Origin of the sequence: Enterococcus florum, assembly GCF_004309355.1 — a bacterium.
GTDB classification, from domain to species: domain Bacteria; phylum Bacillota; class Bacilli; order Lactobacillales; family Enterococcaceae; genus Enterococcus_A; species Enterococcus_A florum.
In genome coordinates, this window is the sequence record NZ_BJCC01000025.1 from 22,223 (window position 1) to 35,136 (window position 12,914).

Sequence of the window (12,914 nt, forward strand, 5' to 3'; positions counted from 1 at the left end):
TATAACTGATGCCGCAAATGTATCAATGAAACGTTGAAAGGCAAGTGTTTCTAAAAAAGAAACACTTTTGAAACAACAAAAAAGCTTCTCTCAATGACCGATTCCATTGAGAAAAGCTTGTTATACTAAATAAGACCAGAAGTTTCCTTCTGATCTAATTCTTACAAATCAACTTTTTCAAAGCGTTTGACCGATATACGATAAGCCGCGACGGTCGCAAAGCTATAAAATATTCCTCCAATCGCCAAAATCGGCAGTTGTCGGATCAAATCAGCAGCGGCAATTGAATCCACCCAATGAAATGCCGGAAAATGAACCAAAATCTCTACAGTGATCACGATCAGGGTTGTTGGAATCATAGCCAACACGAAGGCTTTCCCCGCCTTGTAGGCCGTTTTAAAAAAAGTAGGCAAGAAAATCAAATTGAACACCCCGAAAATCAACAGACCCATGCCATAAAACGCAACATTGGGCTCGATCCCCACAGGATTCCTTTGACTTATCAGCGTGTTTCGGAGTACCGCAAAGGGAAGGGAGATTCCGATCTGTCCCATTTGAGCCAAAACAATCAACCAGCATTTGGCTTTGACAGTCTCGCGTTTTCGAACTGGAAGCAGTGTCGTGTAATAAATATCCTGGGTTTCTCGCCCATACATGAAACTAATATAAATACCCAGTCCGCTGAACAGGAAAACGATCCCATACGGATAACCCGGAACCAGCACCAATACGCCCATTAATGCAAAAATAAATAGATTGGGGTGCGCAGCCAACCGCAATTCTTTATACAACAAATTAAAGATCATACTGCGTCCTCTCCATCCTAACCATGATTTCCTCTAGTGACAATGCACCTTCTCCAGGCTTTCTTAAATGCTTGAAAGACTGAATAAATTCTGTCTTAGCCGCACTCTTGACCATTTTCCCATCCTTTATATAGGTGATACTGTCTGCACATTTTTCCAAATCCGTCGTGATATGCGTTGAAAACAAAATGCTGCGTTCCCCGCTGTCCACCAATTGACGAAACAGCACTAACAGATCCTCTCTTGATACCGGGTCCAGACCGCTGGTGGGCTCATCCAAAATCAGCAGTTTTGCACGATGAGACAGGGCTAAAGCCAGCATATATTTCACCTTCATCCCTGTTGATAAATCCTTTACCTTTTTTTGCGGGTCAATCGAGAAGGTCTTCATATACTTTTCGTAAGCTGCGTCATCCCACTCAGGATAAAAACATTTCGTGACCGCCGTAATGACTGACAATTTTTTTTGCTGATAAAAATCGATCCCGCCTAACACAATTCCCAATTTTTGTTTGCAGCTTTCCTCGTTAGTTAAAAAATCCTGTCCAAACATCTCGATTCTTCCTTCATCGGCATGGATCAGATTGACCAAGGATTTTAAGGTAGTGCTTTTCCCTGCTCCATTTTTTCCAATCAACCCCATGATTTGGCCTTGCGGCAGCGAAAAGGACAGATGCTTTAATGTAAAGTTCGGATAATGCTTGCTAACGCCTTCGACCTCTAATAGATTCATTTTTGATCTCCTTTAAAAAAATAGCTGCCGTCTCTGCCTGTTATACGAAAGAACATCTCACTGCTGAGCAGCGCAATTCCACCTGTCATAGGATTGCTGTCGCCTAAGATCACTAATGTATCACCAGCTTTAAAATTCATCGTGTCCCGCGCTTTTTTGGGCAAGACGATCTGACCACGATCATTGATGGTAACTGTCCCAAAGAAATGCTTGCCCTTTGGAGCGATCGGCACCCCATTCGCAATCGGATCGTAGGAGACGAGATCGTTCAACGAAACCTCAAACAGTTCTGCTAAGGCCGCGCATTTGATAATATCCGGCAATGAATCGCCATTTTCCCACTTGGCCACCGCTTGGCGCGTGACTTGGATTTTTTCTGCTAATTCTTCTTGTGTCAGACGATTAGCCGTCCGTAAATAACATAGATTTGCCGAAATGTTGCTTTTCAGATTATTCATATTCTTCCCACCCTTTCCTCCATTATATACACTCTTTTCGTGCATAAAAACCAACTGTTGTTAACTATTTCTGTTCGTTTTGGTTGCGCGATTGAAAAAAGTGACGCTTTAAAAAAACAGGAGCGCTGCAATGATGGAAAGTTCTTACATCATTTAATGCAAATAACTTTTTTGATACTGCAGCGGTGTTTTCTCGTATTTCCGTTTGAAACAGCTGACGAAATAGCTGAGCTGGTTGAAGCCGACACGATGACTAACTTCAGTAATGGACAGATTTCGTTCCTGAAGCATGCGTCTGGCCTCCTGTAATCGGTACTCATTGAGGTAAGCGATGGGAGAAAGTGTCGTGTAGCGCTTAAATAGAGTTGTGCATTTGCTTTTGCTGATGTGCCCAGAAGCCGCAAGATCCGCTACAGTCATTGTATGTGCATAGTTTGCTTGTAAAAACTGCAGCATTTCTGAAAACAGAGACAGATCTTGATCTTCTCGATGACTTGGCGATTGCTGGTCGCTCACCGAAACCCTTCCCAACACCTGAGTAATAAAGGACAAAACAAAGAGAGGGTTGATGGTTTCCGTTCGTTGAAATTGTTGCAAAAGATGGCGCTGCTCTTCACTGACCTTGAGTGTTAGAGATGCAAACTCCACTGAAAGCAAGTACGCCGATACGATCTCTTCTGTTAAAAAATCCAACAAGAAGTTAAAACAAATCGCCCTTACCCGGTTTGTGATCGGTTTGGCTTGGTGGAACACCTTGGCAGGAAGGATCAACAGATGATTGGTGTCCAGAATAAGCTCCTCCTCATTGATCAAAAAACACAGTTCGCCGTCACTGATCCAAGTGACCTGCCACTCGGGGTGCCAGTGCAGAGGCAATTCATCGCCACGAGTCTTTTCAAATCGTTGAAAATGCAAGGCAACTGGCAAATGTTCGATGCTATACTGAATCGACTCTTGCTGATCCGCTCCGATGTTGATCATGGTCTCCCCTCCAAAAAAAGCAAATTTAATAAAATGATGGCTCATTGTGATAGAATCTGCTAGTTTCTTTACAGTATAATGATAAAATGAAGAAAAAGAAAGTGCAGGAATCTTATGAAAATCAAAGGTGTTTTTTTTGCGATATTTGCTGCTAGTATGTGGGCGATCTCAGGGATCATGAGCGAGATGCTGTTCACTCGTTATTTAGTATCGCCTGAGTGGCTGGTGAGTACGCGGTTACTGATCTCAGGCATTTTACTGACCTTATTGACAGTAGTTTCCGAAAAGGAGAAGCTTTCCCGCTTAGTTCGTTCAAGTGATGTTGTCTCACTGCTTTTATTTTCGATCGTTGGGATGCTAGGTGTGCAATATACCTATTTTAAAGCCATTCAATACAGTGGAGCAGCCATCGCAACGATCCTACAATTTACCGGACCCATTTTTATCTTTCTTTATTTGGTGAGTCAAAAGGAAAAGAGCGCCAATTTGGCAGAATTTTTTTTATTAATTTTAACCTTTAGCGGAATTTTTTTTATCGTTACACAAGGTAATCTGCAAAAGCTGGAAATCTCTGGACTAGGTTTTCTGATGGGGATCGCCTCTGCAATCACTCTTGCCTTTTACACGCTGCAGCCTCGAAAACTTTTGGTGAGCTATGGAGAAGTTCCGATCGTCGGTTTAGGCATGCTGATTGCTGGCCTGGTGTTTCAACTGATCCACCCTGTGTGGCGGCCAAACTTTGATGGCGACTTTTTCTCTGCCTGTCTGGTTGCTGCCATCGTCTTTTTTGGAACGGCCTTGGCATTTCTATTTTACCTTTCGAGCCTACGCTTTATCGAAGCCTCACTGGCCAGTGTCTTAACTGCCTTTGAGCCGATATTGGCAACCATTTTAAGTATTTTGCTTTTCCATCATACCTTCGGAAAGATTCAATTAATGGGTTTCGTTGCTGTGATTGCCTCGGTCATCGTTTTGACCCGGCTTTCTAACAAACCGAATCCATAAATAAGCTTGACAATCTCGTTCCCAAGCTTATTTCTATATTAAAGTGAAAAATCTCACAGATTGTCACTCTCTCTTTTCCAAGTTCAGTGTACTGGATATCATTGACAGAATTCATGGCAAACGCACTATTCATATCCAATCGCCGCGACCCTTCCATTTTTCAAATCCAACCGGATAAGACTTGTTTTGTCGATTGCCTCAAAGCCGACCCAAATGCATTCCTCGATTTTTTCATACGGTTTTGCCCAGCCAGTTGAGCTTCTGCCATTCTTTGTAAGAGATTGGCTTTGTGATAATCTCTTACGGATCATTCACGTCCAGCACCTCAGTGATTATACCTCGTTTCTAGTTAAAAGGAGGCCGATCGATAGCCGACTTTGTTCCTTTCACTTTTCCATTCTTTCTTAGGATTTGACTGCTTTTAAGTTTACGAAGAGTAGACTGCAAGAACAAAAAATGACTTGGAAATCAAGTTTCTTTCTAGGACTGATCAGAGATTTCGACTATTTCTTAAAAGAAAAGCAACTTATTTTAAAGCCGTATTCTGCATTCCTAATTGAGTCACTATGATAAACGGAAATGCTAGAAAAAAAAGAGGGGGTAGAAAACCGAATGCAAACAAAAAAAGTCCCATTCAGAAGTCTGAATAAGACGTTTTTTCTTAGATTTGTGCCAAATACTCAGAAAATTTTGCCAGACCGGCTTTTAATTCTTCCGTATCGCAAGCATAGCCGATTCGAACGCAGTGTTCAAACTCAAAGCAATCGCCTGGTGTGAAAAGAATGCCATGGTTGTCGATCAACTCAATGCACAGCTCACGACTTGACATCTCAAAATCATAATAAAGCAGCGTCACCGTTCCAGCCTGCGGTTTAACATAGCTGATATGCGGTTCTTTTTCGACCCACGCATCTAAAATCTGCAAATTCTCACGAACGATCCTTTTATTCCGAGCCAAAATCTTTTCCTGATTGGCTAATGCGATCGCCGCAAATTCCTCGTCCAACAATCCACAGCTGATCGTGTTGTGGTCACGATGCAAGGCACATTGTTCCATGATTTCTGCATTTTGAGAGGCAATCCAGCCCAAGCGCAGACCGGCCAGTGAAAAGACCTTCGACATACTGCTGACACTGATGCCTTTTTCATACAGATCTGCAATCGAAGGGCTGTCAACATCCTCTTGAGTCAATCCGCGGTAAGTTTCATCGGACAAAATGTACGCATCTACCGATTTAGCAATCTCAATGATCGCTAAAAGCATATCCCGATCCATCAATGAGCCTGCCGGATTGTTTGGATTATTGATGACGATCAACTTTGTTTGCTCTGTGACGAGCTGTTTCAATTGATCAAGGTCTGGTAAAAATTGATTCTCTGGGGTCAGAGTCAAACTTTTGACGGCTGCTCGAAAAGATTTAGGTATCGAATACAGCTGCTGATACGTAGGCAAAACGGCCACGACTTCATCTTCAGATTCTACTAGTGAATAAAGAGCCAAATGATTAGCCCCGATCGCCCCGTGCGTCGTCAGCACATTCTGCGGTGACAGCTTTTGATACAACGAACAAATTCCTTCTTTGAATGCCGGATTTCCAAAGATATGCCCATAAGTCAAGCGCTTTTGCATCAACTCAGCTACTTTTTCTGCCTTGTTGATTTGGGCGATTTCAAATAATTGATCAATACTGATCGAATCAACACACGTTTCTCCTGTGTTGTAGATGGCTTTTTCCTCGTGTTCATTCATCCATAATTCGACTTTAAATGGGTCTATTTTCATTCACGTCACTCCCTTACTTATGCTTAGCATTATAACGCGAAGAAGTCTGATTGGGTAGCAATATTTTATAATTATTGATTGAATTTGCATAATTATTCGATTGCCGATTACCCCAGGTCAATGATCCGATCGATGAACTCCTCATAGAACGTATTTTCGTGGGAAACGACTACGACCGTTCCTAGAAATTTGCTCAAAGCATCCTGCAGGCTTTGCTTCGTGTCTTGATCGATATGATTAGTTGGTTCATCCAAAATCAAAAAATTACTGTTGATCATTGTCATCTGTGCGATTTTTACTTTTGTCTGCTCGCCCCCACTCAGTGTTTTCAAGCTTTGCTGCGTCAACTGACTGCTTAACCCTGCACGAGACAGCTGGCGGCGCAGCTCCTTGTTATTGCTTTTGGGAAACTGATTGCTTAAATATTGAAAAGGCGTTTCCAAAGGATTTTCCCAAGCCAGTTCCTGAGAAAAGTAATTGATTTTCGTGTAATTTGGAAAGTGAAAACTGCCTGCTAGCGCAGGAATTTCCTCGATCAAGGTTTTAATCAACGTCGATTTACCGATCCCGTTGAAGCCGCGCAAAGCCACCTTTTCCCCGTAGCGGATCGTCAAATTTAACGGCTGCAGCAGCGGTTTTTGATACCCTACCTGCAATTGATCCGTTTCTAAGGCAATCGCCGCAACGATTGCTGTATATGGAAAAACAATGTTGGGTTTTGGTGCGTCGCTCGGGGGAGTCAGCCGATCGATTTTTGCCAATTGCTTCTCACGGCTTTTCGCCATCGTTGAACGAGATCCTGCTTTGTATTTGCGAATGTAGGCCTCGGTTTTTTTGATATGCTCCTGCTGCGCCTCATATTGACGCATGTAAGTTTGTGAACGCAATTCCTTTTGTTTGAGCGCCTTTTGCAGGTTTCCGGTATATTTGGTCAATTGACCGAACTCAATATCCAAAATGTGGGTCGTTACCTGGTCCAAGAATGCTCGATCATGAGAAACAACTAAAAAGGTGCCTGAAAAGTCCTTCAAAAATTGAGTCAACCATTGAACATGCTCGTCATCTAAATGATTGGTCGGCTCATCTAAAATCAGGATTTCAGGTTTTTCCAACAATAATTTCGCTAAAAGAACTTTTGATCGTTGCCCGCCACTTAAATTTTTTAGTCGATTGGCCATTCCCAGAACAGAGATGCCCAGTCCATTGGCCAATTCATCGATCAAGGTCTCCATTTGATAAAATTCACCTTGGTCCAGTTCATTTTGCAATTTTCCTGCACGATCCAGCAGTCTATCGTCTAAGCTTTCTGCATATTCTTCATAAAGCTTGCCGATCCGTTTTTCCTTTTCAAACTCTTCCGCATAAGCTGATTGCAGAAATTCTTGGATCGTCAGTGTTTCATCGACGTTCACATACTGATCTAAATAGCCCAAATGAATTTTAGGCGACAAAACGACCTGTCCATCATCCGGCAAAATCTCACCAGTAATAATCTTAATCAAAGTACTTTTTCCAGCACCGTTTCTCCCGATCAATCCAACGTGCTCGCCAAGATTGATCTGTGCGTTGATCTTTTCATAGAGTATTTTATCCCCGAATTGCTGAGTAATATCGACTAGTTTTAACATGTTGTTTCCTTCTTTCTTGGTTCATTTGATTATAAAAAAGCGACAGACAATCTGCATCGTCTGTCGCTACACAATAATTCATTCGTGATCGAAAAAGGCCGGGCAGCTCAAATAAACGACCACCTGTCGGCTTTTTCGATGAAGAATTTTCTGATTGTATGCTCTTAACAATGCTTCATCGTATCCATAAGTTAAGAGCTGCTTTTCTAGTAAATCGTAAATAATAATCGTAAATCATCTAGGTCTCCCTCTTTCGCCAAGCATCATATCATGTTTTTCCGGTGAATGTCAAAAAAGGGGCTGGTCAATAAAAAAAGCTTGCATGCAAAAGCATACAAACTCCTCGTTTTATTCAACACATGTCAATTTTTTATAGCTGATCACTGTTTTATAGTCGATCAACGCCTTAGAGGGACTTTGTGAGATTTTCACCACTGCCGAGTTGTTCATCATGGTTTCGATCGTTCCCTCGTGATGGCTGTTCTCATAAGGAAAGGCCACTTTGGAACCTACGGCAAATTTCTCACTTGCAAAAAGAGGGACAGTCAACTTATAGCCAAACGTTTTACTATTCATTCTTTTTCCTCCCAGCGGTTTTGATTCGAATCTAAAAAAAGAGAAGACCTGCATCAGATCTTCTCGATTAATCAAAATTATGCTTTAACAATGTTTGTTGCTTGAGGGCCGCGTTGACCTTCTTCAACATCAAAAGTCACTGATTGACCTTCGTCTAATGTTTTGAAGCCGTCACCTTGGATAGCTGAGAAATGTGCGAATACATCATTTCCATCTTCACCTGTGATAAATCCAAAACCTTTGTCTGCATTAAACCATTTTACTGTACCGTTATTCATAACGTACCTCCAAATTACACATCGTGTGTGTTTATTTTGTAATAGAAAATGACGTGTAAAGAGAAGTGCGTATCAACTTTTATAGATAAACAAATTTCACATATCAAAACATTACCATACTACCATAACACGTTCAGATTCCAAAAGCAACTAAACATGAACGATCTGTCAGAATCGCCGTTGAAATATTAAGGTTTGAGCAAATTCCTTAATAGATTCAATCGATTCGTCTACTCCTGCTACTGGTCTGCCCAGTTTAGATTGACCCATGGACTTTCCTCATCCTCCAGCAGCCAGCGAATGCGGGAATGAATCAATTTCCGACCTAATCGATTGTTGATAGCCAGTTGTTCTTCTCCTTGTTTAAACAGCGCTGCATAGGTCTGCCAAGAGTCGACATGAAGTTTTTGGGTGAGGGTATCTACTAAGGTAGAGATGTCCGTTTGGACTTGATCAAATGTGATGTAGTCAGCATCAATCGCAGTCGTCAAGATATAAAGGTGGACGTTCGCCAGTGTCAGCAACGTTGCAGTATCGACCTCCTGATCATCCTTTTCCCATTCGGCAAACAGCTTTTGTCGTGCTTGAATCAGCTGGTTGTGTTCAATCTCTTCTTTTCCATAAATATCAAAATCCCTTGCCAGCAAATCCCGAGCTTCCTTTTTTTGCTTCGAATCCAGCATTCCTAATTTGTACAAATGCGGCGAAAACCCGCCCATATCGGAACTCAACAGTACCTCTCTCATAGGACAGGCCAAGGCTAAGGCCTTTTTCTCCAATGTGATCGGTGCCGCTTTTAGTTCTTGGTATGTCGCTGCTCCTTGTTCATGTTCTGCTTTTGCTTCATCGTATCCTTCTTTGATCGACTCTTTGATAAACCGCAACAGTCCCATTTTTTGTCCTCCACTTTTTTTGTACAGTATAGCAAAAAAATATCCAGATTTAGGGCTTTTTTTCAACAGTCGAAGTAAGAGTTGTTCATTCATGGTTGGTCTCACAACGATTGTATCCATCTTTTTCAAAAAATGAAAAGCAATCCCTAAAAATTAGAAATTGCTTCTTTTTTTCAATAATTGTACTTTTTTACTCTTCCGTGAAGGTTTCGACAGCCTGGTCCAAGAAACAAACTGTTTCAGCAATACGTTCATAATCGACAATGGAAAGATTATCCTTTGGTGTATGCATCACCATTTCCATTAGCGTGGTGATTTTCGAAGAGGTGAGAGCAATTGCTGGGATGCCAGCTCCGGCAAAAAGCATATGATCCCCCATTGGCCAAGGCTCGGTTTTTTCGAACTCGTCATTATCAACCGCAAATCGTTCGAAACGCTGCTCGAACAACTCAGAGCAAGCATAAAAGGAGTAAGATGTTTTGCTGTCCTTCATCCCAATACCATCTACATTGACGGCCCACAAGTACTCCTCAGGCACAGTCAAAGACTGATTCATGAAGGTCATTTCTCCTGGCATTGAATAGTAGTCTTCTCCATTAAAGAGAACGATCTCCTTTTGAAATGTCTCCTCTGTTTTTGCTAACCGTTCAGCTAATACCAGTAAAGCAGCTGTTCCGCTGGCATTATCCAACGCGCCGGGTGTCGTTGGTTTTGTATCGATATGAGCTGAAAACGATACCTTTTTTCCCTGGCCGAAGGTGGCAATGACGTTGGCGGCTGTCGTCTGTCTGCGCTCAGTATCCAGCGTCAACTCTGCCTGTTTTCCTTGAAGCAGTGTCGGCAAATATTTTCCTTTTACAGTTGCACAGGGAATATCAAAGTCACCATCTTGGATAATGGGTACGGCTACTTCCGAGAGAAAGCTTACCGTGATTACCGCAGACGGTTTTTGTTCTTCCAGTTCACGAATAATTGCTTGGTGCTCTTCCGGATTCCAAAAGGTCATGCTTTTTGGCATAAGTGGTTCTTTGCAGAGCTCTCCGTAGATGACGCAAAGCTTGTTCGTCGCATTAAGGTTACGCAATTGTTCAAGCGTTTCCGCAAAAACTAACTCACCAGAGTCTTCGCAAGGAGCGGCATACTCTGCGACCTCCACCTCTAAAGCTTGCCCATCGATTTTCAGCTGTGCTCCTCGATTCTGCCAATCGATACAAGGAAATTCTTGAAGTGTCACCTCGTACCCCAATCGTTCGAGCGTCTCTGCAGCATACTGAACAGCCTGTGTATTGGCTTTTGATCCAGTTGCTCGCGCACCAATTTCTTCACACAATACCTTCATATGACGGACGATCGATTCTTTGATTTTTTCCACTTTTCTTCACTCCTTATTCTTGATACCATAAGTATAGAAGATCGATTAAAAAAAACTTGACCTTCCTTGCGAAACTCATCACGACAGAAAAGAGGGCCCCGATGGCACATTTAGACCATGCTGCAGCTGTTACACGTATGCAAACCTATATAGAAACACATTTAGAGGACGATCTTACTCTGCACCTGTTAGCCGAACAAGCCGGATACTCTCCCTGGCACTGCGCCAAACTATTCAAAGAATACACTGGTAGTTCACCCTTCGAATACATTCGCAAGCTGCGTTTGTCACAAGCGGCTTTAGTGCTCCGAGATGAAAAACGCAAAGTAGTGGATGTTGCGTTAGAATTTGTCTTTGACTCCCATGAAGGCTTCACCCGAGCTTTTCAAAAGCAGTTTGGGATTCGACCCAAAGCCTATCAGCAGCAAACACCGCCGATCCCTTTGTTTCACCCCTATCCTGTCGAAAGCTATTATTTAATGATGGATAGACCAGCGGAGATCAGCCCTTTGTCACAATCCTTCCATGTCCATTTGATGCATTTTCCCGCCCGAAAAATGCTGTTGCTGCGAGGAAACAAGGCGGACAATTACTTAGACTATGCAAAAGAAATCGGCTGTGATGTTTGGGGGATCTTGGCAAGTATCAAAGAGGCCCTTTATGAACCTGTGGGTATGTGGCTGCCGGCCTCCTTTCAAAAAAGAGAGACTTCTATTTATGCTCAAGGTGTGGAAGTACCAGAAAATTATACTGGAATCCTTCCTGACGGCTTTGACTGCTTCACAATCCCAGCGAACACGATGCTGATATTTCAAGGCAATCCATATCCAGAAGAACAATTTGATGTAGCTATCAATGACCTGATTCAACAAATCGACCACTATGATCCAAGCCAGTTTTCCTGTGTGTGGGCGCCTGAGGACGCACCGCGCGTTCAGCTTGAACCACAAGGATATCGTGGGTATATTGAAGCCCGACCAGTTCGGGTGAGAGAAGAATAAATAAAAAGCTTCAGATAATGTTATCACACATATCTGAAGCTTTTGCTTATCAGCCGTTCATTATTTTTTCCAACGCACCGTACAGCTTTTCATAATTCGCATCATTAAAATCTGTTACATCCAGTTCGAAAAGAATACCTAAAGCAAAGGATTCATACCCTCTTGTTGTACAACGCTTTTTAAATTCGTCATAGGTCAACAAATTGTCTGCCTCGTCATGCCGAAGTACTTGATTCTTTTGATAACACTTCACAATGTGTCCTAAATGACGTGTCTCGTCTAAATCACGCTGCTGCTGTCGTTGGAATAAAACATCCAAATCAGCAATCAGTCGAACAGTGATGACTTGGTAAGAATAGATTTTAGACAATCGATGGAGAGTCGCCCTCTGCTTGTCGCTGAAAGGATAATCTGAAATAACTCCTATCTGCCGCTTAAAACAATCTTCCAACGTCTCGTAATATTCCTGCCAGCTTTGTTGGATCAAGCGTTCTTTTTCTTTCAAGCTGTTAAAACCATACAAATCCCAATTTTTTTCTTTGATTTCATCTGGAGAAAGTAGACAAAACTCAGGAAAACGTTCCATAATGCCATTGGCCAGATAGGTTTTTCCAGTTCCAGGGTACCCGGCTAGTAAAATCAAGGTCTTGTTCATGTGGATCCTTCCTTTAAATGGTCAATTCGATTTCCAAATGGTATTTATCTGCCAGATAATACGTATCAACATATTCTCGCGGACAATCCTTCACATCATAAGAAACCCGCTTGATATGCAGCAGCGGACTTCCCGTTTCCACCTGCAGCAATTGGCTAAACTCCTCATTTGCTGTAATGGCATAGATTTCTTGCCTGGCATAAGCCCATTGAATATCATAGGTTTTATTCAAAAAGACGCGCAGAGATTCTTTCGAAAAGTCACGTGTAAGAATTTTAGGAACATAGTCCTTTTCAAAATAGTTAATTTCCAAATAGAAGGGTTCTTTTCCACCATAACGTACACGTTTGAGACAAATCAGGTCTGTCTCAGGCTCAAGATTTAAAACTTGTGCAATTTCTTTTGGCGCTTTTATTGTGTTAAAGTGGATGATCTTCTTTTGAGAAATCACACTGGTGGGTTCATTTTTACGAGAGTAATTGACGACCCGTTGCGGCGAGTGATTGGGACGAGTCGAAACCACGACTGTCCCTAACCCTCGTTTCTTTTTAACAAAGCCGTCATTCGCCAGCATTTCCATCGCTTTTCTGGCAGTAGCACGACTTACCTGATAGCGTTTCATCAATTCACTTTCTGATGGAATCAACTCCCCCACTTTATAGGTCCCGTTGCTGATTCCTTGAAACAACAGATCGTATAGCTGGTAGTACAATTGCTCCCTGCTGTTGAAATCCAACGTTGTCAT

The 12,914-nt window shown here is 42.3% G+C and carries 15 protein-coding genes; 2 read left to right on the forward strand and 13 right to left on the reverse strand.

Going from position 1 to position 12,914, the window contains the following annotated elements; translation table 11 throughout:
• Positions 1 to 161: 161 nt before the first annotated feature.
• The 4 genes from NRIC_RS14110 to NRIC_RS14125 form a co-directional block, all read right to left on the reverse strand.
• Positions 162 to 806: an ABC-2 transporter permease gene (locus NRIC_RS14110; RefSeq protein ID WP_146623351.1), complete on the reverse strand. Its 645-nt coding sequence runs from the start codon at positions 804 to 806 to the stop codon at positions 162 to 164.
• On the reverse strand, positions 796 to 1,539 hold the full coding sequence (locus NRIC_RS14115; RefSeq protein WP_146623352.1) for an ABC transporter ATP-binding protein: 744 nt from the start codon (positions 1,537 to 1,539) through the stop codon (positions 796 to 798). The genes NRIC_RS14110 and NRIC_RS14115 overlap by 11 nt, the downstream gene beginning before the upstream one ends.
• Positions 1,536 to 1,997 carry a helix-turn-helix domain-containing protein gene (locus NRIC_RS14120; RefSeq protein ID WP_146623353.1) on the reverse strand — a complete coding sequence of 154 codons (462 nt, stop codon included), beginning with the start codon at positions 1,995 to 1,997 and terminating at the stop codon, positions 1,536 to 1,538. The genes NRIC_RS14115 and NRIC_RS14120 overlap by 4 nt, the downstream gene beginning before the upstream one ends.
• Positions 1,998 to 2,150: 153 nt before the next feature.
• Positions 2,151 to 2,978 (reverse strand): helix-turn-helix transcriptional regulator, encoded by an 828-nt coding sequence (locus NRIC_RS14125; RefSeq protein WP_175580112.1) that lies wholly within the window; start codon positions 2,976 to 2,978, stop codon positions 2,151 to 2,153.
• A gap of 114 nt (positions 2,979 to 3,092) precedes the next feature.
• On the opposite strand from NRIC_RS14125, the gene NRIC_RS14130 reads away from it, so the two are divergent.
• A complete protein-coding gene (locus NRIC_RS14130; protein ID WP_146623355.1) occupies positions 3,093 to 3,983 on the forward strand; it encodes a DMT family transporter in 891 nt (296 codons plus the stop codon).
• Positions 3,984 to 4,108: 125 nt separating this feature from the next.
• On the opposite strand, the gene NRIC_RS14135 is transcribed toward NRIC_RS14130, so the two are convergent.
• From NRIC_RS14135 to NRIC_RS14165, 7 genes are all read right to left on the reverse strand, one after another.
• A complete protein-coding gene (locus tag NRIC_RS14135; protein WP_146623356.1) occupies positions 4,109 to 4,294 on the reverse strand; it encodes a hypothetical protein in 186 nt (61 codons plus the stop codon).
• 350 nt (positions 4,295 to 4,644) lie between these two features.
• Entirely contained in the window at positions 4,645 to 5,766 is a 1,122-nt protein-coding gene (locus NRIC_RS14140; protein WP_146623357.1) for an aminotransferase, read from the reverse strand.
• A gap of 107 nt (positions 5,767 to 5,873) precedes the next feature.
• Positions 5,874 to 7,394, reverse strand: coding sequence for an ABC-F family ATP-binding cassette domain-containing protein (locus NRIC_RS14145; RefSeq protein WP_146623358.1), 1,521 nt, complete (start codon positions 7,392 to 7,394; stop codon positions 5,874 to 5,876).
• Positions 7,395 to 7,742: 348 nt separating this feature from the next.
• The gene (locus NRIC_RS14150; RefSeq protein ID WP_146623359.1) at positions 7,743 to 7,970 is read right to left on the reverse strand and encodes a hypothetical protein; all 228 of its coding nucleotides are present in this window, start codon (positions 7,968 to 7,970) and stop codon (positions 7,743 to 7,745) included.
• Positions 7,971 to 8,047: 77 nt separating this feature from the next.
• Complete coding sequence (locus NRIC_RS14155; protein ID WP_146623360.1) at positions 8,048 to 8,248, reverse strand: cold-shock protein; 201 nt, start codon at positions 8,246 to 8,248, stop codon at positions 8,048 to 8,050.
• Positions 8,249 to 8,487: 239 nt separating this feature from the next.
• Positions 8,488 to 9,141, reverse strand: a complete 654-nt coding sequence (locus tag NRIC_RS14160) for a DUF1266 domain-containing protein (protein WP_175580113.1) — start codon at positions 9,139 to 9,141, stop codon at positions 8,488 to 8,490.
• A 190-nt stretch (positions 9,142 to 9,331) separates the two neighbouring features.
• Complete coding sequence (locus NRIC_RS14165) at positions 9,332 to 10,513, reverse strand: M28 family metallopeptidase (protein WP_146623362.1); 1,182 nt, start codon at positions 10,511 to 10,513, stop codon at positions 9,332 to 9,334.
• A 101-nt stretch (positions 10,514 to 10,614) separates the two neighbouring features.
• Here NRIC_RS14165 and NRIC_RS14170 point away from each other — a divergent pair, with 101 nt between their 5' ends.
• Positions 10,615 to 11,514 carry a helix-turn-helix domain-containing protein gene (locus NRIC_RS14170; protein ID WP_146623363.1) on the forward strand — a complete coding sequence of 300 codons (900 nt, stop codon included), beginning with the start codon at positions 10,615 to 10,617 and terminating at the stop codon, positions 11,512 to 11,514.
• 49 nt (positions 11,515 to 11,563) lie between these two features.
• Here NRIC_RS14170 and NRIC_RS14175 read toward each other — a convergent pair whose 3' ends face one another.
• Both NRIC_RS14175 and NRIC_RS14180 read right to left on the reverse strand, forming a co-directional pair.
• A complete protein-coding gene (locus NRIC_RS14175) occupies positions 11,564 to 12,169 on the reverse strand; it encodes a P-loop nucleotide/nucleoside kinase family protein (protein WP_146623364.1) in 606 nt (201 codons plus the stop codon).
• Positions 12,170 to 12,182: 13 nt separating this feature from the next.
• Entirely contained in the window at positions 12,183 to 12,914 is a 732-nt protein-coding gene (locus NRIC_RS14180; protein ID WP_146623365.1) for a GntR family transcriptional regulator, read from the reverse strand.

Excerpts from the sequence above, each read along its gene's own strand:
- NRIC_RS14110 (WP_146623351.1), bottom strand. The coding sequence starts at position 806 with ATGATCTTTAATTTGTTGTATAAAGAATTGCGGTTGGCTGCGCACCCC.
- NRIC_RS14115 (WP_146623352.1), bottom strand. The coding sequence starts at position 1,539 with ATGAATCTATTAGAGGTCGAAGGCGTTAGCAAGCATTATCCGAACTTT.
- NRIC_RS14120 (WP_146623353.1), bottom strand. The coding sequence starts at position 1,997 with ATGAATAATCTGAAAAGCAACATTTCGGCAAATCTATGTTATTTACGG.
- NRIC_RS14125 (WP_175580112.1), bottom strand. The coding sequence starts at position 2,978 with ATGATCAACATCGGAGCGGATCAGCAAGAGTCGATTCAGTATAGCATC.
- NRIC_RS14130 (WP_146623355.1), top strand. The coding sequence starts at position 3,093 with ATGAAAATCAAAGGTGTTTTTTTTGCGATATTTGCTGCTAGTATGTGG.
- NRIC_RS14135 (WP_146623356.1), bottom strand. The coding sequence starts at position 4,294 with ATGATCCGTAAGAGATTATCACAAAGCCAATCTCTTACAAAGAATGGC.
- NRIC_RS14140 (WP_146623357.1), bottom strand. The coding sequence starts at position 5,766 with ATGAAAATAGACCCATTTAAAGTCGAATTATGGATGAATGAACACGAG.
- NRIC_RS14145 (WP_146623358.1), bottom strand. The coding sequence starts at position 7,394 with ATGTTAAAACTAGTCGATATTACTCAGCAATTCGGGGATAAAATACTC.
- NRIC_RS14150 (WP_146623359.1), bottom strand. The coding sequence starts at position 7,970 with ATGAATAGTAAAACGTTTGGCTATAAGTTGACTGTCCCTCTTTTTGCA.
- NRIC_RS14155 (WP_146623360.1), bottom strand. The coding sequence starts at position 8,248 with ATGAATAACGGTACAGTAAAATGGTTTAATGCAGACAAAGGTTTTGGA.
- NRIC_RS14160 (WP_175580113.1), bottom strand. The coding sequence starts at position 9,141 with ATGGGACTGTTGCGGTTTATCAAAGAGTCGATCAAAGAAGGATACGAT.
- NRIC_RS14170 (WP_146623363.1), top strand. The coding sequence starts at position 10,615 with ATGGCACATTTAGACCATGCTGCAGCTGTTACACGTATGCAAACCTAT.
- NRIC_RS14175 (WP_146623364.1), bottom strand. The coding sequence starts at position 12,169 with ATGAACAAGACCTTGATTTTACTAGCCGGGTACCCTGGAACTGGAAAA.
- NRIC_RS14180 (WP_146623365.1), bottom strand. The coding sequence starts at position 12,914 with ATGACAACGTTGGATTTCAACAGCAGGGAGCAATTGTACTACCAGCTA.